This window comes from Actinoplanes sp. NPDC048967 (assembly GCF_040649415.1).
Taxonomy (GTDB): Bacteria; Actinomycetota; Actinomycetes; order Mycobacteriales; family Micromonosporaceae; genus Actinoplanes.
The window spans coordinates 445811-470980 of record NZ_JBEZFL010000001.1; the positions used below are offsets into that span (position 1 = coordinate 445811).

24 protein-coding genes are annotated in these 25170 nt (G+C 73.4%); 11 read left to right on the forward strand and 13 right to left on the reverse strand.

Annotated features, from left to right (window positions below):
* The first annotated feature begins 22 nt into the window (after positions 1-22).
* Positions 23-574 carry a DUF4232 domain-containing protein gene (locus AB0C12_RS02125; protein WP_360543189.1) on the forward strand — a complete coding sequence of 184 codons (552 nt, stop codon included), beginning with the start codon at positions 23-25 and terminating at the stop codon, positions 572-574.
* Positions 575-596: 22 nt separating this feature from the next.
* Here the strand turns inward: AB0C12_RS02125 and AB0C12_RS02130 are convergent, their stop codons facing one another.
* The 4 genes from AB0C12_RS02130 to AB0C12_RS02145 form a co-directional block, all read right to left on the reverse strand.
* Entirely contained in the window at positions 597-1040 is a 444-nt protein-coding gene (locus AB0C12_RS02130; RefSeq protein WP_360543191.1) for a nuclear transport factor 2 family protein, read from the reverse strand.
* A gap of 76 nt (positions 1041-1116) precedes the next feature.
* Positions 1117-1344 (reverse strand): hypothetical protein, encoded by a 228-nt coding sequence (locus AB0C12_RS02135; protein ID WP_360543193.1) that lies wholly within the window; start codon positions 1342-1344, stop codon positions 1117-1119.
* Between the two features lie 176 nt (positions 1345-1520).
* Positions 1521-1694 carry a hypothetical protein gene (locus AB0C12_RS02140; RefSeq protein ID WP_360543195.1) on the reverse strand — a complete coding sequence of 58 codons (174 nt, stop codon included), beginning with the start codon at positions 1692-1694 and terminating at the stop codon, positions 1521-1523.
* 159 nt (positions 1695-1853) lie between these two features.
* A complete protein-coding gene (locus AB0C12_RS02145; RefSeq protein ID WP_360543197.1) occupies positions 1854-2282 on the reverse strand; it encodes a VOC family protein in 429 nt (142 codons plus the stop codon).
* An 88-nt stretch (positions 2283-2370) separates the two neighbouring features.
* Between AB0C12_RS02145 and AB0C12_RS02150 the strand changes: the two genes are divergently transcribed.
* Genes AB0C12_RS02150 through AB0C12_RS02160 form a run of 3 tightly spaced genes read left to right on the forward strand, consistent with a single transcriptional unit; the run spans position 2371 to position 5772 of the window.
* Complete coding sequence (locus tag AB0C12_RS02150) at positions 2371-3318, forward strand: WYL domain-containing protein (RefSeq protein WP_360543199.1); 948 nt, start codon at positions 2371-2373, stop codon at positions 3316-3318.
* A 9-nt stretch (positions 3319-3327) separates the two neighbouring features.
* Complete coding sequence (locus tag AB0C12_RS02155) at positions 3328-4350, forward strand: 5'-3' exonuclease H3TH domain-containing protein (protein WP_360543201.1); 1023 nt, start codon at positions 3328-3330, stop codon at positions 4348-4350.
* Positions 4351-4407: 57 nt separating this feature from the next.
* A complete protein-coding gene (locus AB0C12_RS02160) occupies positions 4408-5772 on the forward strand; it encodes a transaminase (RefSeq protein ID WP_360543203.1) in 1365 nt (454 codons plus the stop codon).
* A gap of 7 nt (positions 5773-5779) precedes the next feature.
* On the opposite strand, the gene AB0C12_RS02165 is transcribed toward AB0C12_RS02160, so the two are convergent.
* A complete protein-coding gene (locus AB0C12_RS02165; RefSeq protein WP_360543205.1) occupies positions 5780-6739 on the reverse strand; it encodes an AraC family transcriptional regulator in 960 nt (319 codons plus the stop codon).
* A 132-nt stretch (positions 6740-6871) separates the two neighbouring features.
* On the opposite strand from AB0C12_RS02165, the gene AB0C12_RS02170 reads away from it, so the two are divergent.
* Complete coding sequence (locus AB0C12_RS02170; RefSeq protein ID WP_360543207.1) at positions 6872-8281, forward strand: serine/threonine-protein kinase; 1410 nt, start codon at positions 6872-6874, stop codon at positions 8279-8281.
* A 113-nt stretch (positions 8282-8394) separates the two neighbouring features.
* Here AB0C12_RS02170 and AB0C12_RS02175 read toward each other — a convergent pair whose 3' ends face one another.
* Together AB0C12_RS02175 and AB0C12_RS02180 are read right to left on the reverse strand one after the other, a co-directional pair.
* The gene (locus AB0C12_RS02175; RefSeq protein ID WP_360543209.1) at positions 8395-9405 is read right to left on the reverse strand and encodes a LacI family DNA-binding transcriptional regulator; all 1011 of its coding nucleotides are present in this window, start codon (positions 9403-9405) and stop codon (positions 8395-8397) included.
* A 70-nt stretch (positions 9406-9475) separates the two neighbouring features.
* Complete coding sequence (locus tag AB0C12_RS02180; RefSeq protein WP_360543211.1) at positions 9476-11185, reverse strand: penicillin-binding protein 2; 1710 nt, start codon at positions 11183-11185, stop codon at positions 9476-9478.
* 496 nt (positions 11186-11681) lie between these two features.
* On the opposite strand from AB0C12_RS02180, the gene AB0C12_RS02185 reads away from it, so the two are divergent.
* Together AB0C12_RS02185 and AB0C12_RS02190 are read left to right on the forward strand one after the other, a co-directional pair.
* Positions 11682-13997, forward strand: a complete 2316-nt coding sequence (locus AB0C12_RS02185; RefSeq protein WP_360543213.1) for an EAL domain-containing protein — start codon at positions 11682-11684, stop codon at positions 13995-13997.
* A gap of 9 nt (positions 13998-14006) precedes the next feature.
* Positions 14007-14774: a class I SAM-dependent methyltransferase gene (locus AB0C12_RS02190; protein WP_360543215.1), complete on the forward strand. Its 768-nt coding sequence runs from the start codon at positions 14007-14009 to the stop codon at positions 14772-14774.
* A 3-nt stretch (positions 14775-14777) separates the two neighbouring features.
* Here AB0C12_RS02190 and AB0C12_RS02195 read toward each other — a convergent pair whose 3' ends face one another.
* The 4 genes from AB0C12_RS02195 to AB0C12_RS02210 all read right to left on the reverse strand — a co-directional run bounded on the left by AB0C12_RS02195 (position 14778) and on the right by AB0C12_RS02210 (position 18088).
* A complete protein-coding gene (locus tag AB0C12_RS02195; RefSeq protein WP_360543217.1) occupies positions 14778-15521 on the reverse strand; it encodes a TIGR03089 family protein in 744 nt (247 codons plus the stop codon).
* A gap of 18 nt (positions 15522-15539) precedes the next feature.
* A complete protein-coding gene (locus tag AB0C12_RS02200) occupies positions 15540-16415 on the reverse strand; it encodes a helix-turn-helix transcriptional regulator (RefSeq protein WP_360543219.1) in 876 nt (291 codons plus the stop codon).
* Positions 16416-16433: 18 nt separating this feature from the next.
* Positions 16434-17210: an SAM-dependent methyltransferase gene (locus AB0C12_RS02205; RefSeq protein ID WP_360544904.1), complete on the reverse strand. Its 777-nt coding sequence runs from the start codon at positions 17208-17210 to the stop codon at positions 16434-16436.
* A gap of 122 nt (positions 17211-17332) precedes the next feature.
* On the reverse strand, positions 17333-18088 hold the full coding sequence (locus AB0C12_RS02210) for a DeoR/GlpR family DNA-binding transcription regulator (protein ID WP_360543221.1): 756 nt from the start codon (positions 18086-18088) through the stop codon (positions 17333-17335).
* A 56-nt stretch (positions 18089-18144) separates the two neighbouring features.
* Between AB0C12_RS02210 and AB0C12_RS02215 the strand changes: the two genes are divergently transcribed.
* A complete protein-coding gene (locus tag AB0C12_RS02215; protein WP_360543223.1) occupies positions 18145-18510 on the forward strand; it encodes a DUF4406 domain-containing protein in 366 nt (121 codons plus the stop codon).
* A 6-nt stretch (positions 18511-18516) separates the two neighbouring features.
* On the opposite strand, the gene AB0C12_RS02220 is transcribed toward AB0C12_RS02215, so the two are convergent.
* Positions 18517-18990 carry a YbaK/EbsC family protein gene (locus AB0C12_RS02220; RefSeq protein ID WP_360543225.1) on the reverse strand — a complete coding sequence of 158 codons (474 nt, stop codon included), beginning with the start codon at positions 18988-18990 and terminating at the stop codon, positions 18517-18519.
* An 86-nt stretch (positions 18991-19076) separates the two neighbouring features.
* Between AB0C12_RS02220 and AB0C12_RS02225 the strand changes: the two genes are divergently transcribed.
* The 3 genes from AB0C12_RS02225 (at position 19077) to AB0C12_RS02235 (ending at position 22949) form a co-directional block, all read left to right on the forward strand.
* Positions 19077-20933 carry an ATP-binding protein gene (locus AB0C12_RS02225; RefSeq protein ID WP_360543227.1) on the forward strand — a complete coding sequence of 619 codons (1857 nt, stop codon included), beginning with the start codon at positions 19077-19079 and terminating at the stop codon, positions 20931-20933.
* Positions 20934-21090: 157 nt separating this feature from the next.
* Positions 21091-22284 (forward strand): MFS transporter, encoded by a 1194-nt coding sequence (locus AB0C12_RS02230; protein ID WP_360543229.1) that lies wholly within the window; start codon positions 21091-21093, stop codon positions 22282-22284.
* Positions 22281-22949 (forward strand): haloacid dehalogenase-like hydrolase, encoded by a 669-nt coding sequence (locus AB0C12_RS02235; protein ID WP_360543231.1) that lies wholly within the window; start codon positions 22281-22283, stop codon positions 22947-22949. Before AB0C12_RS02230 ends, AB0C12_RS02235 begins: the two co-directional genes overlap by 4 nt.
* On the opposite strand, the gene AB0C12_RS02240 is transcribed toward AB0C12_RS02235, so the two are convergent.
* The gene (locus tag AB0C12_RS02240) at positions 22924-24900 is read right to left on the reverse strand and encodes an L-lactate permease (RefSeq protein WP_360543233.1); all 1977 of its coding nucleotides are present in this window, start codon (positions 24898-24900) and stop codon (positions 22924-22926) included. The two genes, AB0C12_RS02235 and AB0C12_RS02240, sit on opposite strands and share 26 nt — an antisense overlap.
* Positions 24901-25170: the final 270 nt, after the last annotated feature.

The window sequence follows — 25170 nt, forward strand, 5'->3', positions numbered from 1 at the left end:
CACGACCTCGGGGGAGCAACACATGCGCAACATCGGGCGGGTAACACTGCTGGCGGCCGGCGCGCTGGGGCTCACGCTCGCGGCGGCGCCCTCCGGGGCCACGGCCGGCACCTTCGCGGCGGGCAGCGCCGGGGTGCTGGACCTGGCGGCGGTCTCCGCCACGGCGTACACGCTGGTGCAGCCCGACTCGGGCGCGGACCGCGTCGATCCCGCCACGGGCGAGCCGCCCTCGCGGTGCCGCACCGGCGAGCTCCGCATCACCGGCGATGCCGGTTCCCTGATCTTCGAGAACATCACCGGACACGCCTGCTCGCTGCGGGGACACCCCGGCGTCAAGACCGCGGCCGGCGCGTTCACCCCCGCCGGCGCGGCGGCGCCGACCATGCTGCTCGCGCCGGGCGACCGCGTCCGGGCCGCGGTCCGACCGGCCGCCAAGACGTGCAGGACAACGGTACGGGTGCCCGGCTACCAGGTCGCGGCGCCGGAGGACAGGAGTACGACGTTTGTCCGCGCGCCCCACGAGGCGTGTGCCCCGGGTTCGGTGGCGGCGTTCGCCGTGTCACCCGCACAGTGATCCCTGGGCGCCGCTCGGGTTCTCAGGCGGGCAGAACGAGCGGTTCGACTCCGATCCCGGCCGCACGACGAGCTGAGACCGTGCGGTGCCTGATGCGCCAGCCCGGTCCCGTACGCACAAGCTCATCCTCGTAGGTGAAGCTGGCCACCGAACCGTCCTGGTTCACGGCGAAGCCCTTCGACCAGGCGCGGGCGCCGTCGCCGTCCTCACGGACCACAGTGTTGGTGACATGGTGAGCAAGTGGGCCGGCAGCCCCCAGGCGGTGCGAGGCCGCGACGTACATGTCGAGCCGCGGCCGCGACGGGTCGGGCGCCGGCAGCGGGGCGCGGCCGAGATCACTGGCGTCGACCACGAGATCCGGCGTGAACACCTCGTCGAACCGTTCATAGGCTCCGGCGTCACTCAGATGACCGTGCAGGGCGATCGTCTCGTGGATCTCCAGGCGGTCATCAGCACTCAGGCTCATCACAACTCCAGACACGACGGCGGAAACGACGGCCGACGATAATGCCGTCCCGCCCGGTCGACAACAAAGTCCCCCGTCAGCTCTCAGGCATGCGTTGACCAGGCGCTCTGGCGACCCAGTACAACTGCTTGTGGCCCCGCGCCTCCATCACCGCCGCGAGTTGATCGGCGTCCACGCGCGAGTTCTTGCGCGCGACCTCGAACCGGTTGCCGTTGTCGTCCTGCCGCCAGACGATCCATCGGTCCGGCGGGCCACCACCAGCAGGCCCGTGCTCACCCTCGGCCCCGCGATGCTCGGTCGACATGACGTCATGATGCCTCGCCGGCCGCCGCCACGGCATCCGGATCCGCTGCCGAACGTGCGCGCCGGTCATCCACCACCGTCACCTCAGAGATCCTCATCGCCACGAGGCTCCCGCCAGGGCTGATCATCACCGGGCACGGCGACTCCGTCAGCAGTGAGCCGGAGCGCCCTGCCTGATCATCGCCGGCGGGCGAGGGCGATTTGCTCCTCCGGTGTCGGGCCGTCCTCGTCCTGCCCCTGGTCACCGGGAGCCAGCAACCCCCAGAAGATCATGACGACCAGCGCGGTCCAGCCCCACCACGGCACGCCGAGGCCGGCCACCGCGGCCAGCACGTCGGCGGCGGCGGTCATCGGGCGCCTCCGGCGCTGACCCAGGTGCGATGCATAGCGGCTCCTCTGCTCCGGCGGGAAGGCCCAGCCGATCGGCGGGCCCCACGACCGGCCCGGAATCGGCGGTGGGCCCCGACAATCGGACGGCCACCGCCGGAGCTGAGGGCTTGCCACCGTGACTCAGACCGCACCCTTCCGCGCCGCCAGCATCTCCCGGTAGTGGGGGTTGTTCATGACCCCGAGCACGTTGCCGAACGGATCCACCACCGAGGCCGTGGCGAAGCCCTCCCCCGCCCCGTGGTGGGTGATCGGCTGGTACTCCGTCGCGCCCAGCTCGAGCAGCCGCGCCACGGTGGCCTCGAGGTCGTCGACGTGCCAGTGCATCACCGCGCCGCCGGGGGTGGTCGCTGCCGCGGGCGGGGCGTACCGGCGGTCGATCAGGCCGAGCTCGTCCTCGTCGTCGCCGATGCGGAACTCGATGTACGCGGGAGCCGCCGGCGCGGGCGGGAAGGCGTAGTACGGCTTCGCGCCGAACAGTTCGGCGTACCAGTCCGCCGCGGCGCTGACGTCGTCGGCGTAGAAGCTGATGGTGGCGAATCCTCGGAACATCGTGTTCTCCCCTGCGTCAGTTGAACGCCCTCATCATGCGGGGTATAAGTGCTCACCAAGTGAGCACTTTCCCTGACAGGATCACGACATGCGAGCGGACCGGTTGGTGGCGACCCTGTTGGTGCTCCAGGCCCGGGGCCGGGTGACCGCGGCCGAGCTGGCCGCTGAGCTGGAGGTGTCGGTGGCCACCGCCCGCCGTGACCTGGAGGCCCTGTCCACGGCCGGCGTCCCGGTGTATCCGCAGCCCGGGCGGGGTGGCGGCTGGTCGCTGGTGGGTGGCGCCCGCACCGACCTGAGCGGGCTCACCTCGGCCGAGGCCCGGGCCTTGTTCCTGCTGGCCGGGCCGGCCGCCGCCGTGGCGCCGCCGATCCGCTCGGCGCTGCGCAAGCTCGTCCGGGCGCTGCCGGACACGTTCCGGGCCGACGCCGAGGCCGCCGCCGATGTGGTGGTGGTCGACGCGGCCCGTTGGGGCGAGCGCGACCGGGGCCGTCCCGAGCTGGTCGACCTGCTCCAGGACGCGGTGGTGCGCCGGCGCAAGGTCGCTTTCCGGTACGCGAGCCGCGGCGGCGCCGAGTCGCAGCGGCTGGTCGACCCGCTCGGCCTCGTCGACAAGGACGAGGTCTGGTATCTGGTGGCCGGCACCGCGAAGGGGCAGCGGACCTTCCGGGTCGACCGGATCACCGGCGCCGAGGTGACCGACCAGGTCGCCGAGCGGCCGGCCGGCTTCGACCTCTCCCGCGAGTGGGAACGGGTGGTCGGCGCGGTCGAGCAGCGCCGGTCCCTGCTCTCCGCCACGGTCCTGATCGCCGAGCGGGTGCTGCCGGTGCTGCGGGACCACTTCGGCCGGCACTGCGAGCCGCTGGAAACCCTCGCCGACGGGCGGGTCCGGGTCCGCGTCGCCGCCCCGATGGCGCTGTCCATCGCGGAGCAACTCGCCGGTTGGGGCGCGGCGGTCGAGGTGCTCGAACCGGAGGCGGTCCGGGCCGAGCTCGCCCGGCTGGGTGCGGAACTCGTCGCCCGGTACGGTCCGGCATAGGCTGTCCGGGTGTCGCCCCCGGCCCCCCTGCTGCTCGTCCTCGACGGCAACAGTCTGTTGCACCGCGCCTACCACGCCGCGGCGATGGAAGGGCTGCTGGACCAGGCCGGCCGGCCGGTGTGGGCGCTGCGCGGGCTGGTCGGCTACCTGGCCCGCGCCGCCGCGCACCTGCGTCCCGACGCAGTGGTGGTGGGCTTCGACTGCCCGCGGGACTCCGCACGGCGCACCGAGTATCCGGCCTACAAAGCCCACCGGCCGGACAAACCGGCTGATCTGAGCGAGCAGATCGCCGGTGCCCCTGAGCTGCTGGCCGCGGCCGGTGTGTGCACGGTCGTGCCGCCGGCCTACGAGGCGGACGACGTGCTGGCCAGCTCGGCGGCGCACGCCCGGCGACACGGCTGGCGCTCGGTGCTGATGACCAGCGACCGGGACGCGTTCGCGCTGATCGACGACACCACGTCGGTGCTGCGGGTCCGCAACGGCGGCTTCGACGAGGCCGTCCTGGTCGACCCCGAGGGCCTGCTGGCGCTGTGCGGCGTACGCGCGGCGCAGTATCGCGATTACGCCGCCCTGCGCGGCGATCCCTCGGACAACCTGCACGGGGTCCGCCGCTTCGGCTCGGCGACCGCGGCCCGGCTGCTGGCCGCCTTCGACACCGTCGACGCCGCCTGGGCGGCCATCGACGCGGGCGACGCGCAGTCGGTGCGCGACGTCGTGGGCGCCCAGTGCACCGACGAGCTGGGCCGTCCGGAGACCCGGGAGATCGTCGAGCGCAACCGCCGGCTCATGCGGATGCGGGCCGACCTGCCGATGCCGGAGCTGCGGGCGGCCCGGCTGCCGCTGCGCCTGAGCGCCATGCGGTCCGTCCTGTCCGGACGCGGCATCAACTTCGGGCCCTCGCTGTGGGCGCTGACCGGCGGGAGCCCGCCCGCGGTGGTCACCGAGCCGATGCCGGAGCTCCAGCCCTGGCGGCTGCGCGGCGGGCTGACCAGCCGCCGCGACCCCACACCGGGGCAGCTCGCCCTGTTCTGAGCGGAATCGGTCGTCCGGAGGGTCGTTGCCCGCGCGGATCGTTGGTAGCGTCGCGCCATGCCGACGGATTCCATCGACCGTGCCCGCCTGCACGCGCTGACCGAGCGTGAGCGGACCGCCTTCGCCGACCGGCACCCACGCTCGGCGGCGGCCTACGCCCGCGCCGACCACCTCTTCGGCCGGGTCCCGATGACCTGGATGAACAAGAGCGCGGCCGGCTACCCGGTCTACCTCGACCGGGCCCGCGGGGCCCGGCTCATCGACATCGACGGCCACGAGTACGTGGATTTCTGCCTCGGTGACACCGCGGCGATGGCCGGGCACTCCCCCGCCCCGGTCGTCGCCGCGGTCACCCGCCGCCTGGCCGACCTGGGCGGCGCCGCCACCATGGTGCCCACCGAGGACGCGGCCCTGGTCGGCGCGGAGCTGAGCCGGCGCTTCGGCGTACCGGCGTGGAGTTTCGCCCTCACCGCGACCGACGCGAACCGCTGGGCCATCCGGCTGCTGCGCGCCGTCACCGGCCGCTCGCGCATCCTCGTCAACAGCTACTGCTACCACGGCTCGGTCGACGAGTCGCTGATCGTGGTCGGGCCGGACGGGCGGCCCCGCAGCCGCGAGGGCAACGTCGGCGCGCCCGGTGACGTGACCCTGACCAGCCGGGTCGCCGAGTTCAACGACCTGGACGGGCTGGCCCGGGAGCTGGCCCACGGCGACGTCGCGGCGGTGCTGATGGAACCCGCGCTGACCAACATCGGCATCGTGCTGCCCGAGCCCGGTTACCTGGCCGGGGTGCGGGCGCTGACCCGCGAGCACGGCACGTACCTGATCAACGACGAGACCCACACCTTCTCGGCCGGGCCCGGCGGCGCGACCGCCGCCTGGGCCCTTGATCCCGACGTGGTCATCATCGGCAAGGCCATCGGCGGCGGCGTCCCGGTCGGCGCGTACGGGCTGAGCGCCGACCTCGCCGCGCGGCTGACCGGGCGCACCGACCTCGACCTGGTCGACATGGGCGGGGTCGGTGGCACCTTGGCCGGCAACCCGGTGTCGATGGCGGCGACCCGGGCGACGCTGGAAGAGGTGCTCACCGACGCCGCCTTCGCCACGATGATCGAGGTGGCGACCGGCTTCGCCGACGGCGTCCGGAAGATCATCGCCGAGTACGCCCTGCCGTGGTCGGTGGCCCAGGTGGGGGCGCGGGTGGAGTACCGCTTCACCGCCCCGGCCCCGCGCACCGGCACGGAGTCGGCTGCGGGTGCCGACCCCGAGCTGGAGGACTTCCTGCACACGTACCTGATGAACCGGGGGGTGCTGCTGACCCCGTTCCACAACATGGCCCTGATGTGCCCGCAGACCGCGACCGGCGACGTGGCCCGCCACCATGAGGTCTTCGCCGCCGCCCTGGGCGAGCTGCTGGCCTGAGCGAAGCTCAGCCGCGCAAGGTTTCCGATGGGGAGACGCCGTAGCGGCTTCGGTAGAGGGCGGCGAAGCGACCCAGGTGCACAAAACCGCACCGGTACGCGATCTCGGTGACCGTGCTGTCGCAGGGCGCACTGCGCCGCAGCTCGTCGTGCACCAGCGAGAGCCGGATCTCCCGCAGATAGGCCATCGGTGACGTGTTGAGGTACCGCTGGAAACCGTCCTGCAGGGAGCGTGGGCTGACCGAGGCGATCCGGGCCAGGTCGGCGACGGTGAAGGACCGGCCGGGCTCGGCCCGCATCGCCTCGGCGGCCCGGCGCACCGCGCGCGGGGCGGCCATCCCGGGACGCCGGTTCTCCAGAGCGTCGCGGTAGTTGTGCGACGCGGCCAGCAACAGCCCGCCGATCAGGCTCTCGCGCAGCTGCCGGCCCAGCAGCGGATGCCGGACCAGCCCGTGCTGCTCGGTCGCGTCGACCGCCAGCATCCGGGCCAGCCGGGCCCAGGCGGCGCCGAGCCCGCCGGAGATGTCGAGCTCCCGGCCCAGCCGCACCGGGCTGCGGACCGGCCCGTCGATCATCCGGCTCAACTCCTCCTCCAGCGCCACCCGGTCGATCTTCACGGCCAGCAGCCGGCAGTCGCCGCTCCACCGCTCGAGAACGGTGTCGCCGACCGGCTGGAAGACCGCGGCGCTGGCGGTGGTGGCGACGAGCGGGGCACCGCCACCCTGGCGCCACGCCAGCTCACCGCTGAGGGGTACGTCCACGTGGTACGCACCCAGCTCGCCGAACGACATCCGCACGTCGATGCCGAAGTGCAGGTCACCGAAGGTCACCAGGCCACTGTGCGCGATGTCGAAGCCGGCCTTCCAGGTGCCCGGGGAGAGCACGTCGACGGTGTTGGAGTAGAAGTGGTCCCCGAGCACCGCCCGGGCCTCGTCCACGTCCGACGTGGTCACGCTGATGGCTTGCACGCCCACAGCATCACCGATCCGTGACCGAACCGCTACTGCCCCGGCGAGGGCCACCCGGTGGTGAACGACATCCGGCGCCGCCGTCGCTGGTTACGAGTTGACACGTCGCGTGCGCTGGGCGAGTGTTCCGAGATGAGCGACGACTGGCCGGCGGCGGGCACCCTCCTGGCGTTCCGCTACCGCCTGGTGTCGCGACTGGAGACCGGCGGGATGGCCGAGATCTGGCACGCCCAGGACGAGCTGCTGGCCCGCCCGGTCGCGCTGAAGCTGCCCACCGGACTCGACCGGGCCCGCAGCAACGTGCTCCAGCTCGCCTGGAAGGAAGCCCGGATGGGCGCCCGGCTGTCGCACCCCAACATCGCCGCGGTGCACGACTACGACGAGGCGGTCCGCCCGGAAGGCTCGGTGGCGCCGTTCGTGGTGATGGAGCTGCTGGCCGGCGAGACCCTGGCGGCCCGGCTGGCTTGCGCGCCGCTGCCCTGGCGGGAGGCGGCCGGGGTCGGAGCCGCGGTGGCCGACGCCCTGACGGCGGCTCACGCGAGCGGCGTGGTGCACCGCGACGTCAAGCCGGGCAACGTGATGCTGACCCCGACCGGCGTCAAGATCCTCGACTTCGGCATCAGCGCGGTCACCGGCGAACCCGACGACGACGAGACCGGGGCGACGTTCGGCACCCCGGCGTACGTGGCACCGGAACGGCTCGACGGCAAACCCGCGGAACCGGCGACCGACGTGTACGGGCTGGGCGTGCTGCTGTTCGAGATGGTGACGGGTCAGCCGCCGTACCCGGTGGACACGTGGGAAGAGCTCGCGCGGGCCCGCGCGCAGGGCGCGGCGGCGCTGCCGTCCGAGCTGCCGCCGGCGTTCCGCGAGCTGGTGACCCGCTGCCTGGTCGACGAGCCCGACCGCCGGCCGAGCGCCGCGGAGGTCGGGAAAGGACTCGCCGAGCTGGCGGAGCCGGAGGAGCCGGAACAGCTCGTACCCGTGGCCACCGTGACCGGACACCGCGCCGAGCCGGGTGGTGGTGGACGCCCGGGATCCGGGCGCCGCCGGCTGGTGCTCTGGTCGTCGCTGGTCGCGCTGGTCGTCTCGGCGCTGGCCCTCTTCGCGGCGATGGGCACCTCGCGGTCGACCGTGGAGGCCGGACGCTCACCTGCGGCGAGCCCGCCACCGGCGAGCCTGAGGCCCCCGGCGCCATCAGCGGCCCCGCGGCCCTCGGCTCAGCCGGCCACGAAGGCAACGCCGCGAGCAGCGGTCACCACCGCGGCCCCGCCGCTCGACGCCGACGTCGCGCAGGCCCGGTTCCGCACCGCGGTGGAGGACGCGCGGGCCGACGGGCAGATCCGGCCGGACATCGCGGTCGACCTGCTCAACCTGCTCCGGCCGCTGGACCGCGGGGACGGCCGCCGGGCCGACGACCAGGTGGCCGAGCTGCGGCGCAAGCTCAACGACCGGATCGCCGAGGGCAGCGTGGACGGCGCCTCGGCCAAGATCCTCCGGGCCCGCCTGGCCGATCTCGACGAGGCGCTGCGCTCCAGCTGAGCAGCCGGGCTGCCGCTGAGCAGCCGGGCCTCCGCTGAGCAGCCGGGCGAGCCGAAGCGGGCGAGCCGAAGCGGGCGAGCCGAAGCGGGCGAGCCGAAGCGGGCGAGCGGGGGTCAGGCTGAGCCGCGGAGGACCAGGCGGGTGCTCAGCACCGGGCCGCCCGGCCCGGGGTCCTCGCCGTCGATCTTGGCGAGCAGCAGCCGGACCATCTGCCGGCCCATCTCCTCGATCGGCTGGTGCACGCTGGTCAGCGGCGGATCGGTGTGCCCGGCGATCACCGAGTCGTCGAAGCCGATCACCGCGATGTCGCCCGGGGCCGACAGCCCCTGCTCGCGCATCGTGCGCAGCGCGCCCGCGGCCATCATGTCCGAGGCGGCGAAGACGGCGTCGATGTCCGGATGCCGGGCCAGCAGCTGCCGCATCGCGGCGGCGCCGCCCTCCTCGCTGAAGTCGCCGTGCGCGACGATCCCCTCGCCGACCACGTCGCGGTAGCCGTCGAGGCGGGCCTGGCCCGGGGCCATGTCCATGGTGCCGGTGATCGTGGCGATCCGCCGGCGGCCCGACCGGCGCAGATATTCCACCGCTTCGCGGGCACCTCCCCGGTTGTCGGCGTCCACGTAACAGCCCGACTCCCCCTCGGCCGGCCGCCCGGCCCGGACCGTGGCCACGCCGCGCTGCTCCAGCTTGTCCATCAGGTTGTCGGTGCCGTGCAGCGACAGCAGCAGTGCGCCGTCGACGTGCTGGCGGGTCAGGTAGCCCTCCAGCCGTTCCCGCTCCTGCGGGGACTGGGAGATCATCAGGACCATCTGGAGGTTGCGCTCCACCAGCACGGACGCGATGGCCTGGACGATGCGGCCGAAGAACGGCTCGGCGAAGAAGCGTTCCCCGGACTCGAAGATGACCAGGGCGATCGAGTCGGTCCGCTGGGTCACCAGGGTGCGGGCGGCGCGATTGGGCACGTACCCCAGCTCGGCGATCGCGTCCTCGACCGCGGCCTTGGCACCCGGGCTGACCTGCGCCGAGCCGTTGACCACCCGGGACACCGTGCCGCGCCCGACGCCGGCCCGTTCCGCGACCTGGTCGAGGGTCGGGCGTCCGGTGGATCGGGACCGCTCCGTCGTCATCGGTCCTCCCTGCCCTTCACCGTCCCGCCGGGCCCGTCCTGTCCCGCCAGCCACAACCTACCCTGCGGGTTCACTCGTACGCCGGAGGGCGGGTCGTGGACGGCGGTACCCGGTAGCGGCTCAGGGTCAGTCCCATGATGTCGCTGAAGATCGGTGCCGCCACATCACCTCCGGCGCCCTCGGGCACCGCGGCGGAGACGGCGACGACGTAACGGGGTGCCTCGGCCGGGGCCATGCCGATGAAGGAGACCGCGTTCGCGCTGGTGTACTGCCCGTCGACGAGGCGATCCACGGTGCCGGTCTTGCCCGCGACCCGGTAGCCGGGGACGGCCGCCCGACGCCCGGTGGCGCCGGGCAGCACGACCACGGCCTCCAGCATGCGCCGTACCTCGGCGGCGACCCCGGGGCTGAGCACCCGCCGGGTCTCCGGCGGTGAGGCGAGCGTCACCGTGCCGCCGGCGTCGACGGTCGAGTGCACCAGTCGCGGCGCGATGTACGTGCCGTCGTTGGCGATGGCCCCGTACCCGGCGGCCATCTGGAGCAGCGTCGCGTCCACGCTCGTACCGATCGGCACCGAACCCGAGGCCGACGGGCTCCACTGCCGCGGCGGCAGCAACCGGCCGGCGCTCTCGCCCGGCATGCCTTCGCGGGTGACGCTGCCCAGCCCGAACCGCTGCTGGTACTCGAAGATCCGTTGCGGGCCGAGCCGGTCGGCGACCGCGATGGTGCCGACGTTCGACGAGAACGCCAGCACCTGCGGGATGGTGAGCCGGGTGCCGGCCGGCTGCGGGTGCTCGTCGGCGAACGGCGTACCGCCGCGGACCAGCGGCCCGCTCGCCGGCACGGTCGTCTTCGCGGTGATCAGGCCCTCCTGCAGGGCGGCGGCCACGACGAAGGCCTTGTGGGTGGAGCCCGGCTCGGCCGCGACGCTGCTCGCGACGTCGGCCCGCTCGGCGGGCTCGGACAGCAGCGGCTTCGCCGGATCGAACCCCGGGCAGCTGGCCTGGGCCAGCACCTCGCCGGTACGCACGTCCAGGACCACCGCGGCGCCGAAGGTCGCATCCGCCTCGGCCAGGGCCGGGCACAGCGCCCGCTGGCTCTGGAACTGCAGGTCCCGGTCGATGGTGAGGTGCAGCGTGGCGCCCGGGCGGGCCCGGGTCAGCCGGTGGTAGCCGCTGGGGATCTCCTTGGCCAGCCGCCCGTCGTCGACCCCCGGATTGCCGCGCTCGTAGATCAGCCGGCCGTCCTGCCCGCGCAGCGCCTCGTCGTAGCGGGCCTCCAGGCCTTCGAGCCCGGTGCGGTCCTCGCCGGTGAAACCGATGAGGTTGGCCGCCAGATCTCCGTCCGGCACGTCCCGGCGCTCGTCGCGCCCGATCCCGATGCCGGCGAGCCCCAGCCCGGCGACGGCGCGCGCGGCCGGGATCCCGACGCCACGAGCCAGGTACGCGAACCGGGAGCTGGTGCCGTCCGGTCGCTTCTCCCTGGCCATCAACCGCGCGAGCCGGGAGCGGGCGACGCCGAGCAGCGGGGACAGCCGGTCGGCGGCGACCCGGGGATTGTCGATCAGCTCGGGGTCGGCGTACACGTAGCGGGACTCGACGCTGCGGGCCAGCACGGCGCCGGTCCGGTCCACGATGCTGCCGCGGGCGGCGGGCAGCTCGATCTCCACGAGCCGGCTGCGCTGCTGCGCGAGGAGCAGCCCGAGCGCCTCGGGTGACTGGCCGACCTGGAGCACGACCAGCCGCACGCCGATGGCGGTGAACAGCGCCAGGGCGAACACGGTGGCCAGCCGGATCCGGCGCCGGCTGCCGGCCAGCCGCAGCGGGGTCCGTGGCTGCCGGGGCTGAAGGGGGGTACTGGGACGCCGCGGGGGCCGGCCGGCTCGGGAGTCCGGCCGATGTTCGCGCCGCCGCGGCGGCTGCCTCTCCGCAGGAGACACCGCGACAGGCTTGCCGTCCGGCGACGGAGCCGTCCGGACTGGAGGGGCTGCCGGGGCGGCAGGGGCCGGCGGGACGGGGTGGCGGGCCGTGCGGCGGGTGCCCAGCAGGTCGAGGGCATCGCGCAGGGGATCACCGGCCGCCCCCCGGGGCGTGGCCTGGTCACGCGGGACGTACGGGCGGTCGCGGGGCATGGTGGGCGTCCCTCGCATCAGCGGCATCGACGAACGCGATCTTGTCAGGCCCGCTCCACCGTCCGCGCGCCGCCGTGCAGGACCGCAGCGCTGTCAGCGTGTCGGGCCGTTCGAACCCGGTCCGGCGGGAAACAAAATCGGCGGTTTGTCTCCGGACCGGGCCGTGGCGTCCGACAAGTGGAGCGTGCAGCTTTGGGCCGGATCAGACGCCACGTTGGCGCAATATCGTGCACGGCAGATCCGGCTCGACTTGTGGATCATCGCCGCGCTGACTCTCATGGGCGCGGTACGCGTCGAAGTGGCCTGGGCGCCGCAGTACCGGTGGTGGCTGGTCCCGCTGGGTCTCGCCGTCGCCGTGGTGCTCGCCGCCAGCGCGCTCCCGTGGACGCGGATCCTGCGCTACGCGGGGGTCCGCGGCTGGCTCACCGCCTGGTACGCGGCCGCCCTGATCGCCCTGTACGCGTTCAACCACTTCGACGACGACGGCCTGGCGATCTACCCGGCCGGCGCCATCGTGATCGTGGTGGCCGCCTCGGCCGTGTTCCTGCCGCAGACCCTGCTCGGGCTGGGCCTGTTCGCCCAGGCCGGCTATCTCACCCTGGCCATGACCACGCCGCGGCCCAACCCGGTGCTGGTGATGTCGCTGTCGATGGTGCTGATCGTGGTGGCCGGGCTGTGTGCCCTGACCGCGCACAGCCGCCGGCAGCAGGACACCCAGCGCGCGGTCGCCGAGCGGCGCACCGAGGCCATGCTGGAGAACGGTTCCGACGCCGTGCTCGCCATCTCGGACAACGGTGTGGTCTTCGCCAGTTCGTCGTCGGGCCGGGTGCTGGGCCGCGACGCGGCTCAGTTCACCAACGAGACGATGGTCGCGATGACCCATCCGGACGATCTGGACCGGATCACCGCGTGGATGCTCGACCTGCGCGCGGCCGCCCCGGGGCACACCGAGCGGATCGACTCGCGGTGCCAGCACGCCGACGGCCGGTGGATCAACGTGCAGGTGACCGGGACCAACCGGCTCTCGGACCCGCACATCAACGCGGTCGTGCTGACCATAAGAGACGTGAGCGAGCAGAAGGCGCTGGAGGGTGAGCTCACCCGGCAGGCGTTCCAGGACTCGCTGACCGGGCTGCCCAACCGGGCGCTGCTCGGTGACCGGATGAACCAGGCGGTGGCCCGGAACCTGCGCAGCGGCGGCCGGGTGGAGCTGCTGCTGGTCGACCTGGACGACTTCAAGAAGGTCAACGACACGCTCGGGCACTCGGCCGGGGACGAGCTGATCCAGGCCGTCGCCGCGCGGATGAGCGGCTGCATCCGGCCCGCCGACACGCTGGCGCGGCTGGGCGGGGACGAGTTCGCGGTGCTGGTCGAGGGGCTCGACGACCTGGAGCTGGCCGCGCTGGCGGAACGCCTGCTGGAGATCGTCCGGCTGCCCGTCCGGGTCGGTCACCGCGACCTGGTCACCACGGCCAGCATCGGCATCGCCTCGGCCAAGATCACCCACACCATGACCGAGGCCGACACGCACGAGCTGCTGCGTGACGCGGACCTGGCCATGTACGCCGCCAAGACCGCCGGCCGCGACCGTTACGTGGTCTTCGACGAGTCGATGTACGCCGACGCCCTGCAGGAGGCCGAGGCCCGTCTGCGGCTGGAGCAGGCCCTCACCGACGACGAGTTCCTGGTGCACTACCAGCCGATCGTCGACCTGCCGTCGGGCCGGCTGATCGGTGTCGAGGCGCTGGTGCGCTGGCAGCACCCGGAGCGCGGGCTGCTGGGCCCGGACACCTTCATCGGCCTGGCCGAGCAGACCGGGCTGATCGTGCCGCTGGGACACTGGGTGCTGGCCGAGTCGTGCCGGCAGGTGGCCGCCTGGCACCGGGACGTCCCGGGTGCCGAGCAGCTGCGGATCAGCGTGAACCTCTCCGCCCGGCAGTTCCAGCACATGGATCTGGTCGCGGACGTGGCCGCGGTGCTGCGCGACTCCGGGATCGATCCGGGCCGGGTGGTGCTGGAGATCACCGAGTCGCTGCTGATGCGGGACACCGACGCCACCATCAGCACCCTGCGCGAGCTGCGGGACCTGGGCGTGCACATCGCCATCGACGACTTCGGCACCGGTTACTCGTCACTGTCGTACCTGCGGCGGTTCCCGATCGACATCCTGAAGATCGACAAGGCGTTCATCGACGGCATCGCCACCGACCCGGACGACGCCACCCTGGCCGAGGCCGTGGTGCAGCTGGGCCGGGCGCTGCGGTTGCAGACGGTGGCCGAGGGCATCGAGAACATCGACCAGCATTCGCTGCTCAGCGCGCTGGGCTGCACGTACGGCCAGGGCTACCTGTTCGCGCGGCCGGCCGGCTCGGCGCAGATCGAGGCCCTGCTGCGGCACTCGGACAACACCACGGGGCCCGAGGACTGGTGGAGCACCGCGGAACAGGCGGGCCCGCCCTAGGCTGGCCGGGTGACGTCAGCGTCCGCACGAGTCAGTGCCGAGCGTCCCTTCTACAGCCGGCACGCCGAGGCCTACGACCTGCTCATCACCGATCCGGTCGCGCCCTGGGTCGACGCCGTCCACGAACGGCTGGCCCGGGCCCACCGCTCGCCGGCCGCGGTGCTGGACGCCGGATGCGGCACGGGCCGGCACGCCGAGGCGCTCATCGCCAAGGGCCACCGGGTCGACCTCACGGACGCCTCCGCCGAACTGCTCGCGCTGGCCGCCGAACGCTGCCCCGGCTCTCGTGCGTTCCTGTCCGACCTGTGCGCGCTGGCCCTGGCGTCCGAGTACGACGCGGTGACCTGCCGGGGCGTGCTCAACGACATGGTCACCGACGCGGACCGGGAAGCGGCGATCACGTCGCTGACCGCAAGCCTGCGACCGGGCGGACTCCTCTTCCTCGACGTCCGCGAGGAGGAGGCCTCCCGGCTCCGGGCCGACGGCGCGAGCCGGTCGGCCGTCGCCCGGCTGGGCGGCCGCCGCGAGCTCAGATTCTCCAGCCGCAGCCGGTGGCGGGAGGGGCTGCTGCACGTCGAGGAACGGTACGAACTCCTCGTGGACGGGCGGACCGAGGAGGAGTCCAGCTACGACTTCACCATGCGGCCGTGGTCGAGAAATGAGCTGACGGCGATGCTGCGGCGGCACGGCATGCGGACCGTGGACATCGCGGACGGGGTCGGCCGCCGTACCGCGGACCGCTTGTTCGTGGTCGCCACGAACCCGGACGCCGGCTGATCCTCAGAGGACCCGGGTGACGCCCTCGGCGGCGACCCGGGCATCCAGAGCGTCGCGGTCCAGGTTGGCACAGAGCACAATGGACGCCCCGGCCACCAGCGGCGCCAGCAGCCACTGCACCGGCTGCTCGTGGTCGGACGCTTCGACCAGCACCCGGTCACCCGGGCGCAGCTGCGACGAGGCCGCGATGCTGCGTGCGATGTCGTTCCACTGCGCGTACGTCGTACCGTCCGGGCTGGCCGCGTCGCCGGGGCGCAGGGCCGCGTAGGCCGGCGCGTCGTCCGGGTGCCGGACCACCTCGGCCGCGAAGTCCCGGTAGTCCGCCGGGACCTCGGTCAGCGGCCGCAGGCCGGGCGCGAGGCCCAGTACGAAGCGGTGCCGGGCGGCCGGCACCTCCTCCAGCCAGCTGTCCAGCCGCCGGCGGGAGACGAAGACGGCGTCGAGCTGCTCAAGCGGCGCGGACAGCCCCGCGGTCGCCCACGAGCGGAACGACACGGCCACCCCCGCCGACCACGCCCCGAGCAGCACCACTGCGGTCTGCCAGTGCGGCGGCAGCAGCACGGCCGCGCTGCCGCCGGCTTGCAGGCCGCAGCCGTCGTGCAGCAGGGCCGCGGTCCGGGCCGACCAGCTCCCCAGCTCGGCCGCGCTGAGCTCGGTGCGTTCCCCGGTCGCGTCGTCGTAGTAGGTGAGCAGCGGACGGTCCGTCTCCGGCAGCGGCACGGAGAGCGCGGCGGTCGGCTCGGCCATCGCGGTGGCCTTCCTTCCCTACTCGGCGGCGTCCAGGTCGCGCAGTGCCCGGTGCAGCAGCTCCGGGGTCCGCGCCGGGGGTTCCGCCTCGATCGTCAGCCGGCCCATCGCCGCGGCGTAGTGGTCGACGTCCTCGCGCTTGTCCAGGTACAGGCCGCTGGTCAGGTGCTCGAGGTAGACCACGTCGGGCATGTCGGGGTACGGGAAGCGCAGGATGGTGAACGCGCCACCGGCCGCGGCGTGCCCGCCGGACTCGAACGGGATCACCTGGAGCCGGACGCTGGGCTGCTCGCACATCGCCAGCAGCGACTCGATCTGCTCGCGGAGCACTTCCTTGCCGCCGATCGGGCGGCGCAGCACCGCCTCGTCGAGCACCGCCCAGAGCCGCGGGGACTCGTGGCGTTGCAGCATCTGCTTGCGCGCCATCCGCAGGTCGGCCCGGCGGTCGATCTCCTCGGGCGTCGCGCCGCCGTGCCCGAGCATGATGACCGCCCGGGCGTAGGCGTCGGTCTGCAACAGACCGGGCACGAACTGGATCTCGTACGTGCGGATCAGCTCGGCGGCCTGCTCGAGGTCCAGGTAGTTCTGGAACCAGGTGCTGAGCACGTCGCCGTACGAGTGCCACCAGCCCGGGGTGTTGGCCTCCCGGGCCAGGGTGAGCAGGCGCTGCTGCTCACCCTCGTCCTCGACGCCGTACAGCTTGAGCAGGTCGACGACGTCGCGCTCCTTGAAGCTGACGCGGCCGAGCTCCATCCGGCTGATCTTCGACTCGGAGGCGCGGATCTCGTAGCCGGCCTTGTCGCGGGTGACCCCCTTGGCCAGCCGCAAATTGCGCAGGCGGGCGCCGAGCTGCAAGCGGCGGACCGTGGGCCCGTCGTTCTGCGCCGTCGTCACTGGTGTTCCCGTCGTCGTTTACGGTTTGCGGCCCACGGCACAGTACTGGTCGATCTCCGGCGCGTTCTCGGCACCCGGCTCCGGCTTCCAGCGGGTCACCGGGACGACACCGGGCTCGACCAGTTCCAGCCCCTCGAACAGCCCGGCGATGCGGGCGGCGCTGCGCAGGTGGTACTTCGGGTTGGCGGAGATGTTCCAGATCCGCACGGCCTCGTTGTTGGCCTCGCTGGTGTCGCTGCCGTCGTACATCGCGAGGTAGCTGCCCGGGGCGAGCCGTCCCATGATTTTGTCGATGATCGACTTGGCTTCGGCGTCGTCCTCGATGTGACCGAGAATGCCCATCAGGAACAGCGCCACCGGCCGGTCCAGGTCGAGGGTGCGGGCGGCCTCGCGCAGGATGGTGTCGGCGTCGCGCAGGTCGGCGTCGATGTAGTCGGTGGCGCCCTCGGGGCTGGTGGTCAGCAGAGCCCGGGCGTGCGCGAGCACCAGCGGGTCGTTGTCCACATAGACGATCCGGGCGTCCGGGGCGACCTGCTGCGCGACCTCGTGGGTGTTGTCGGCGGTGGGCAGGCCCGTGCCGATGTCCAGGAACTGCCGTACGCCGGCCTCGCCGGCCAGGTAACGCACCACGCGGGCCAGGTAGGCCCGGGAGAGCCGGGCGTTCTCGGCGAGCTGCGGCAGGGACGCGATGATCTGGTCGCCGACCTCCCGGTCGACGGCGAAGTTGTCCTTGCCGCCCAGCAGGTGGTTCCAGATCCGGGCCGTCTGCGGGACGGTGGTGTCCAGTTTGGGCATCTCCTGCTGGCCGTCAGCCACGTGCACATCCCTTGCTCGAGCGGAACCACGCCGGATGGAACGGCGCAAGCATAAACCGCCCATCGATCGCAGGCGTGCGCCGAACGGTCATACTCCGCGACCTAAGCGGGAAGCACCGGTACGCCTTCAGCACTCAGTCGCCGTACGGTTTCGTCCTGTGACGATGCGTCGGTGACAACGCCCGCGACGGCGCTCAGCGGCAGCACCGCGAAGCGGGAGGCGGCCCCGATCTTCTCGGTACTGGCCAGGACGTAGGTGTCCGCGGCCCGCCCGGCCAGGGCCCGTTTCATCGCGGCCTCGTCGGCGTCGCCGGTGGTCAGCCCGGCGTCGGGGTGCACGCCGGTGACCCCGAGCAGGAACAGGTCCGCGTGCACCACCTGGGCGGCCTCGACCGCCGCCGCGCCGCACGCGACCATCGAGTGCCGGAAGAGCCGGCCGCCGAGGATGTAGACCTCGACCGCGGGGTGCTCGGCGAGCGCGGCCGCGACGGTCGAACTGTGGGTGACCACGGTGGCCTCCAGGCCGGCCGGCAGAGCCCGGGTGACCGCCAGAGCGGTCGTGCCGCCGTCGAGGATCACGGTGCTCCCCGGCCGGATCAGGGCCGCCGCGGCCACGCCGACCCGCTGCTTGCTGTCCACCTCGACCGCGCGCCGGGCGCCGTAGTCGGCCACCGCCGGCGAGGCGGGCAGCGCACCGCCGTAGACCCGCTGGCAGAGCCCGGCGGCAGCCAGCTCCCGCAGGTCCCGCCGGACACTGTCCTCGGAGACCCCGAGCTCGGCGGCCACATCCTTGGCCACCACCCGCCGGTCCCGGTCGAGCCGGGCGAGCAGGAAGTCCTTGCGTTGCGCAGCCAGCATGCACGTTTCTCCACGTTCTTCTTTGATTCTGCCGAGTCTAGCGCTAATCTGGCGCCATGAAGCCCATGATGATCCTCATTGCCGGTCCCTACCGCTCCGGCACCGGCGGCGACCCCGACCTGATCGCGGCCAACCTGGCCCGCCTCGAGGAGGCGGCGTGGCCGATCTTCCAGGCCGGGCACGTGCCCATGATCGGCGAATGGGTGGCGCTGCCGGTGCTCGACCGGGCGCACGGCGCGGCCACCGCCGAGGACGTGCTCTACCCGACGGCCCAGCGGTTGCTGCAGCACTGCGACGCGGTTCTGCGGCTGCCCGGCGAGTCCACCGGTGCGGATCAGGACGTGGCCATCGCCCGGGAGCGGGGCCTGCCGGTCTACCACCGGATCGAGGAGATCCCCGGGCACGTCGCCCAGCCGGCCTGAAGGTCGCTAGGACCGGGCCGGCTCGGGATCCGTCACGTCGGCGAAGGTGGCGTCCAGCGCCTTGCCGGCCTCGTCCGCGGCCACCTGCAGAGCCACCCCGCGCTCGCCCGCGCCGAGGCCGATCGTGCGGCCGCGCAGCCGGTCGTCGGCGATCACCGGCCAGGCCGTCGAGGACCCGAACGGGGTGATGGTGCCGCGCTCGTAGCCGGTGGCCTGCTTGGCCGTCGCAGCGTCCGGCATCGACAGGCGGTTGACCCCGAACAGGGCGCGCAGCTTGGGCCACGAGATCACCCGGTCGCCGGGCACCAGCACGAAGACGTACTGGTCGTCGGCGCGGCGTACGACCAGGGTCTTGACCAGATCCCGGACCTCCATGCCCTGGGCGGCAGCGGCCTCGGCCACGCTGCCGACCGGCCCGTGCCGCAGCACGCGGTGCGCGATCCCGGCCGCCTCGACGGCCGGCACGGCGGGTCCTGACATGAGATCACCATACCCAGCCCACCGGACCACCCCGCCACTCGCGGGAATCGCCACCCGGGCCCCGGCCGCGGGCGTAGCGTCGGGCCGTGGGCGGGGATTCCGGCACGAGCACCTCCCCCGGCGCCGGCTCGCGGTCGCCGGGGCGTCGCTCGGTACGCGTGCTCGCCCTGGTCATCGCCCTCGGCCTGCTCGGCACCACGCTGGCCGCGCTGGCGTTGCGGCGGGCCGACGACGACCGGGCGCACCGGGCCCTGGAGCAACGATCCATGATCGTCGCGCAGACGGTGGCCGCCGAGGTCCGTCGCTACAGCACCTCCCTGACCGACCTGGCCGCGGCCGTCGGTGCCCAGGCCCGGCTGGAGTCCGCCGAGTTCACCGCGACCGTCGCCGCGATCGACCAGCAGCGGCTGCCCGGGGCCAGCGGCGTGGCCTTCGTGGTGCCGGCGAGCAGATCACGGATCCCGCAGGTGCAGCGTTTCTGGCGGGACCGCGGTGACGCCGGGCTGACCCTGCAGCCGGTGCCGACCGCCGTGGGCGACCACCTGTTCATCGTGCTGCACCGCTCGCTCGACCGCGGTGAGTCGCTGCTGGGCCGCGACCTGGCCGGGTCTCCGGCGGCGGTCGCGGCGATGCGGCAGGCCCGGACGAGTCACCGGGTCGCGACGAGCAGCACCTACCGCCTGATCAAGGACCAGGCCCTGCCGGCCACGCTCCAGCAGTTGTCGTTCGTGCTGGCCGCGCCGGTCTATGCGACCTCGCCGGCCGCCCCCGACACCGGGCAGTTCCGCGGCTGGCTGACCATGGGGCTGCGCGGCGGCGACTTCCTGCGGCAGGCCATCAGCGTGGTGGCCGGGGACGCCGTGGCCGTCACCCTGTTCGACCCCGCCCCCGGCACCCCGGTCCCGGTCGCGAGCTGGATGCCGCCGGCCCGGCTGCACGACCACCCGGACCCCAGCGACGTCCCGGTCACCGTGCCGCAACGCACCTGGCGGCTCGTCGTCCAGCCCACCCAGCGGCTGCTGCCCGGCGCCGACATGCACCTGGACGTCGCCGCGTGGATCATCGGCGCCCTGCTGACCGCGCTGATCGCCGGGCTCACCGGCACGGTGCTCACCTCCCGCAACCGCGCGCTGCGCCGCGTCGACCAGGCCACCACCGCGCTGCTGCACGACATCCGGCGGCGCGAGGCAGTCGAGCAGCAGCTGCGGCAGCGCGAGACCGAGCTGGTCGGCTTCGCCGGCATCGTGGCCCACGACCTGCGCAGCCCCCTGGCCCGGATCACCGGCTACGCGGACTTCCTGCGCGAGGAGGCCGCGGCGCGGCTCGACCCGCAGCACCGTGACTTCCTGGAACGGCTGTACGGCGGCGCCCAGCGCATGCGGACCCTCATCGACGACCTGCTCGACTACGCCACCGCCGAGAACCGGACGCTGAACACCACGACGGTCGACCTGAAGGCGCTGGCCGACGACATCGCTCACGAACGGCTCACCGGGGCACAGCAGTCGGGCCCGCTGATCGTCGTGGACCCGCTGCCCGCCGTACCGGGGGATGCCACGTTGCTGCGGCAGGTGCTGGACAACCTGATCGGCAACGCGGTGAAGTACACGGCGGAGGGGCATCAGCCGTACGTGCGGATCAGCAGCCGGCCCGAGGGCGACGCCGTCCGGATCGACGTCGCCGACCGCGGCATCGGCATCCCGGAGGACCAGCGCGACTCCGTCTTCACCGCCTTCGCCCGGGCGGCCGGCAGCGAGGGCTATCCGGGCACCGGCCTGGGCCTGGCCATCGTGGCCCGGATCGTCGAACGCCACGGCGGCCGGGTCGGCATCGACGACAACCCGGGCGGCGGCAGCCGGTTCTGGTTCACGCTGCCGGTCGTGCCCCGGGCCGCCGACGTGGCCCCCACCGACCGGGCCGGCTGGGTTATGGTCGGGCAGTGATCCCGGTGGAGGCAGTCGCGGCGGCGTACGCCCACTGGATCACCCCCGCCCTGCCGCTCTACGGCAACGACCACGAGCGGGCCGACTTCGCTCCCTGACGCAGCCCCGGCACCGGCGCGTCCAGCACCATTCCTCATCGCACAGGGAGCGATGTGTCATGTCCGCTGTCAGTTCCTCTCCGCCCCGGGTCCGCGCGGTGCTGCGCGCGCCGCAGGTCTCCCGCGTCCTGCTGGCCAGCCAGGTCGGCCGCCTGCCGCTGGCCTCCGGCCCGCTCGCCCTGCTCCTGTTCGCCCGCCAGTCGCTGAGCCTGACCGCCGCCGGGCTGCTGGTCGCGGCGTACACGGCGGCGATGGCGGTGAGCGCTCCCCTGCTGGCCCGCACGGTCGACCGCTGGCGCCAGCCGCCCGTCCTGTGGGCTTCGGCGCTGGTGTCCGGCGCCGGGTTCGCGCTGGTCGCCGCGGGCGGGCACCGCATCCCGGTAGCCGCCGTCGGGGCGGCGCTGGCCGGGCTCGGCACCCCGCCGCTGGAGGCGTGCCTGCGCGCGCTGTGGCCGGACCTGCTGGCCCCGGACGTGGTCCCGGCGGCGTATGCCCTGGACATCGCCGTCCAGGAGGTGATCTTCGTGGTGGGTCCGCTGACGACGGTCGCGGCCGTGGCCCTGGGTGGCCCGACCGCCGGCCTGCTCACCGCGGCCGCGCTGCAACTGGCGGGCACCGCGGTGTTCGCGAGGACGCCGGCCGTGCGCTCGTGGCGCGGGGTGCCGGCCGTACGGCACTGGGCCGGACCGCTGCGCTCGCACCGGCTGGCCCTGATGCTGGTCGGGGTGCTCTGCGTGGGCCTGGCCTTCGGCAGCATCCCGGTGGCGCTGACCGGCTATGCCGAGGCCGCCGGGGCCCGGTCGCTGAGCGGCTGGCTGCTCGCCGCCCAGGCGGCCGGGGCGCTGATCGGCGGCCTGCTCTACACCCGGGCCCGGCCCGGTGGGCCGATCAGGCTGCCGTTGCTGGCTGCCGCACTGATGGCCGGCTTCCTGCCGTTGCTGGTCACGCCCCGGCCGGCGGCGATGGCGGTACTTATGGCCGTCAGCGGCCTGGCCCTGCCACCGCTGCTCACGGCGGTGTTCCTCGCGGCCGACCGGCTCGCCCCGGCGGGCACGGTCGCCGAGGCCTTCGCCTGGGTGGCGACGGCCTTCGCGGTCGGCAGCGCGATCGGTGCGGCGGCGGCCGGTCCTCTGATCGCTGCCGGCATCCGGTACGGCTTCGGCCTCGCCCCCGTGGCCGCGCTGATCTGCGTCGCGGTGCTGACCGTCGTTTACCGGGCCGGCCCGGCACCGGCTCGGGTGGCCGGCGCGTGACCGGCCACATCGTCTGGGACTGGAACGGCACGGTCTTCGGCGACAGCCGGGCGCTCATCGACGCGACCATCGACGCGTTCGCCGCGTGCGGCCTGCCCGCCGTCACCCGCGCGGCCTACCAGCGCCACCACACCCAGCCGATCACCACCTTCTACGAGCGGCTCGCCGGCCGGCCGCTGACCGGCGACGAGCAACGGCGGCTCGACGAGTGCTTCCGCGCCGCGTACGCCCGGCACCGCACGGCCGTGACCCTCACCGCCGACGCGATCGACGCGTTCTCCCGGTGGACGGCCGCCGGCGGCCGGCAGTCGCTGCTCTCGATGTATCCGCACGAGCAGCTCGTCCCGCTGATCGCCGCCGCGGGCATCGGCCACCATTTCACCCGCGTCGACGGCAGCACCGGCCGGGACCTGGCCCACAAGGCCCCGCATCTGCGCCGCCACCTGCACGAGCAGGGCATCGCCCGGCACCACGCGGTCGTCGTCGGGGACAGCCTCGACGACGCCCGCGCGGCCCGCGAGTGCGGCGTCCGGTGCGTGCTCTACCACCCGGGCGAGGACGCCCTGCACGCCCGCGACCACTTCGCCGACGCCGGTGTGCCGGTCGTGGCGACGCTCACCGCCGCGGTGGAACTGCTGCTCAGCCGCCCGGCACCATCCAGCTGAGCACGGGCGTGCCCTGCAGGGTGACCAGGACACACATGACCAGCAGCAGCACCAGGCTCCAGCCGACCACCTTGCGGAAGATGTCACCCTCCCGGCCGGCCATGCCGACGGCGGACGCGGCGATCGCCAGGTTCTGCGGGCTGATCATCTTGCCCAGCACCCCACCGGAGGAATTCGCGGCGGCGAGCAGCACCGGATCGAGCCCGGCGCGGGCCGCGGTCTCCACCTGCAGGGCGCCGAAGAGAGCGTTGGCCGAGGTGTCGGAACCGGTCACCGCCACCCCGATCCAGCCCAGGATCGAGGACAGGAAGATGAACAGCCCACCGGCCTGCGCCAGGAACTCGCCGAGCGTGTTGGTCTGGCCGGACTGGTTGAGCACGTAGGCCAGCGCCAGCACCGCCATCACGGTGACGATGGCGTGCCGGAGCTCCACATAGGTGTCGGCGTAGGCCCGCAGGGCCCGGCCGGGCCGGATCCGCAGCACCACCGCAGTCAGGATGCCGGCCAGGATCATCAGGGTGCCGGCGGCGCCGAGCCAGCCCAGGGTGAAGGTGGTCGAGGCCAGCGGTTTGCCGTTGAGGCCGAGGATGTGCAGTCCCGGCCAGCCGAAGGTGACCGTCCACGGCCGCCCGGCCAGGGCCGACTTGACCGCCCCGATGTTCGCGATCGAGAAGATCACGATGATGATCAGGTACGGGGCGTAGGCGCGGGCGATCTCGGCCCCGCTGTCGCGGCGCGCCAGATCGGCGTCCGCGCGGGCCGGCCGCCTGTCCGCCCCACCCTCCCGGCTGCCGGGCACCGCACCCACCGTCGCCGGCTCGTCGCCCGGCGGCACCGCATCACGGCCCGCTTCAGCGCCCGGCGACCCGGCGGCGCGACCCGGATCAGCGCCCGGCGACCCGGCGGCGCGACCCGGATCAGCGCCCGGCGACCCGGCGGCGCGACCCGGATCAGCGGCCGGCGGGCCGGCGGCGCGGGTCGGCTCGGCGGCCGGATGTGCGGCAGCGGGGGCCGGCTCGTTGCCGGCCATGGCGAGGTTGTCACCCGCGCGGGCGGCCGGGGCGGCGGCGGGCTGCGGCTCGCGCAGGTCCGGGGACTCGGCCGGGCGCCAGAACCGCAGCAGCAGCACCACCGCGGCCGCGGCCAGCAGCGACGCGATGATGTCGGTCAGCGGTACCGAGATGTAGTTCGAGGCCGCGAACTGCGCGGCGGCGAAGACCACCCCGGCGATCACGGCCGCCGGCCAGGTCTGCCGGACCCCGCGGCGGCCGTCGATCACCGCGACCAGGACCAGGGGTACGACCACAGCCAGCAGCGGGGTCTGCCGCCCCACCATGGCTCCCAGGGTGTCGGCGTTGAGCCGGGGATCGTCCACGGCGCCCGAGGTGACCGTGCCCAGGGTGACGATCGGGGTGGCCAGCGCGCCGAAGGCCACCGGTGCCGTGTTGGCGATCAGGGCGACCGAGGCCGCGCGCAGCGGCGGGAAGCCCAGGGCCATCAGCATGACCACGGTGACCGCCACCGGCGTACCGAATCCGGCCAGCGCCTCCAGCAGGGCACCGAAGCAGAAGGCGACGATGACCGCCTGGATCCGCATGTCCGGGCTGAGCCGGGCCATCGAGCGGCGCAGCACGTCGAAGTGTCCGCTGGCCACGGTGAGGTTGTAGACCCAGATCGCGTTCAGCACGATCCACAGGATCGGGAAGAAGCCGAAGGCGGCTCCCTCGGAGGCGGACAGCAGCGCCTGCCCGACCGGCATCGCATAAACCGCGACGGCGACCACGAGCGCGACCACGAGCGCGATGATCCCCGCAAGCCAGGCCCGCATGCGCAGCGCGCCGAGCAGGATGAACAGGGTGAGCAGCGGCAGCGCCGCGAACAGGGCCGAGAGCGCCAGAGAATGGGAGGCGGGGTCGGTCACGATCGTGAACTGGTCCGACATGGCAGCCATCCAGACTCGTCAATGGTGAAAACACAATCTAACGCTTCTGGCGCGCCCGTGACATGGTGGACAGCGGCGAGCGGGCCGCCGTCGCCCGCGCGCGGGGCATCGACGGCCCGGCCGGTCGCCTGGGGCGTGTCCTTTGTGCAACGTGCACCGAGTACATGACCTTGACGTGCCAAAATCGCCGATCCGGGCACGGGAGGGCCGAAATCTATGCTCACCGCCTGTTGCTTCCGCGTCACCCTCCGTACTCTGTTGGTCACATAGCCATCGATC

Bases quoted from the DNA above. Each gene is read 5' to 3' on its own strand.
- AB0C12_RS02230 (WP_360543229.1), top strand. From the start codon at position 21,091: ATGTCCGCTGTCAGTTCCTCTCCGCCCCGGGTCCGCGCGGTGCTGCGC.
- AB0C12_RS02130 (WP_360543191.1), bottom strand. From the start codon at position 1,040: ATGAGCCTGAGTGCTGATGACCGCCTGGAGATCCACGAGACGATCGCC.
- AB0C12_RS02170 (WP_360543207.1), top strand. From the start codon at position 6,872: ATGAGCGACGACTGGCCGGCGGCGGGCACCCTCCTGGCGTTCCGCTAC.
- AB0C12_RS02210 (WP_360543221.1), bottom strand. From the start codon at position 18,088: ATGCTGGCTGCGCAACGCAAGGACTTCCTGCTCGCCCGGCTCGACCGG.
- AB0C12_RS02220 (WP_360543225.1), bottom strand. From the start codon at position 18,990: ATGTCAGGACCCGCCGTGCCGGCCGTCGAGGCGGCCGGGATCGCGCAC.
- AB0C12_RS02205 (WP_360544904.1), bottom strand. From the start codon at position 17,210: ATGCCCAAACTGGACACCACCGTCCCGCAGACGGCCCGGATCTGGAAC.
- AB0C12_RS02125 (WP_360543189.1), top strand. From the start codon at position 23: ATGCGCAACATCGGGCGGGTAACACTGCTGGCGGCCGGCGCGCTGGGG.
- AB0C12_RS02215 (WP_360543223.1), top strand. From the start codon at position 18,145: ATGAAGCCCATGATGATCCTCATTGCCGGTCCCTACCGCTCCGGCACC.
- AB0C12_RS02160 (WP_360543203.1), top strand. From the start codon at position 4,408: ATGCCGACGGATTCCATCGACCGTGCCCGCCTGCACGCGCTGACCGAG.
- AB0C12_RS02150 (WP_360543199.1), top strand. From the start codon at position 2,371: ATGCGAGCGGACCGGTTGGTGGCGACCCTGTTGGTGCTCCAGGCCCGG.
- AB0C12_RS02135 (WP_360543193.1), bottom strand. From the start codon at position 1,344: ATGTCGACCGAGCATCGCGGGGCCGAGGGTGAGCACGGGCCTGCTGGT.
- AB0C12_RS02140 (WP_360543195.1), bottom strand. From the start codon at position 1,694: ATGACCGCCGCCGCCGACGTGCTGGCCGCGGTGGCCGGCCTCGGCGTG.
- AB0C12_RS02195 (WP_360543217.1), bottom strand. From the start codon at position 15,521: ATGGCCGAGCCGACCGCCGCGCTCTCCGTGCCGCTGCCGGAGACGGAC.
- AB0C12_RS02240 (WP_360543233.1), bottom strand. From the start codon at position 24,900: ATGGCTGCCATGTCGGACCAGTTCACGATCGTGACCGACCCCGCCTCC.
- AB0C12_RS02175 (WP_360543209.1), bottom strand. From the start codon at position 9,405: ATGACGACGGAGCGGTCCCGATCCACCGGACGCCCGACCCTCGACCAG.
- AB0C12_RS02145 (WP_360543197.1), bottom strand. From the start codon at position 2,282: ATGTTCCGAGGATTCGCCACCATCAGCTTCTACGCCGACGACGTCAGC.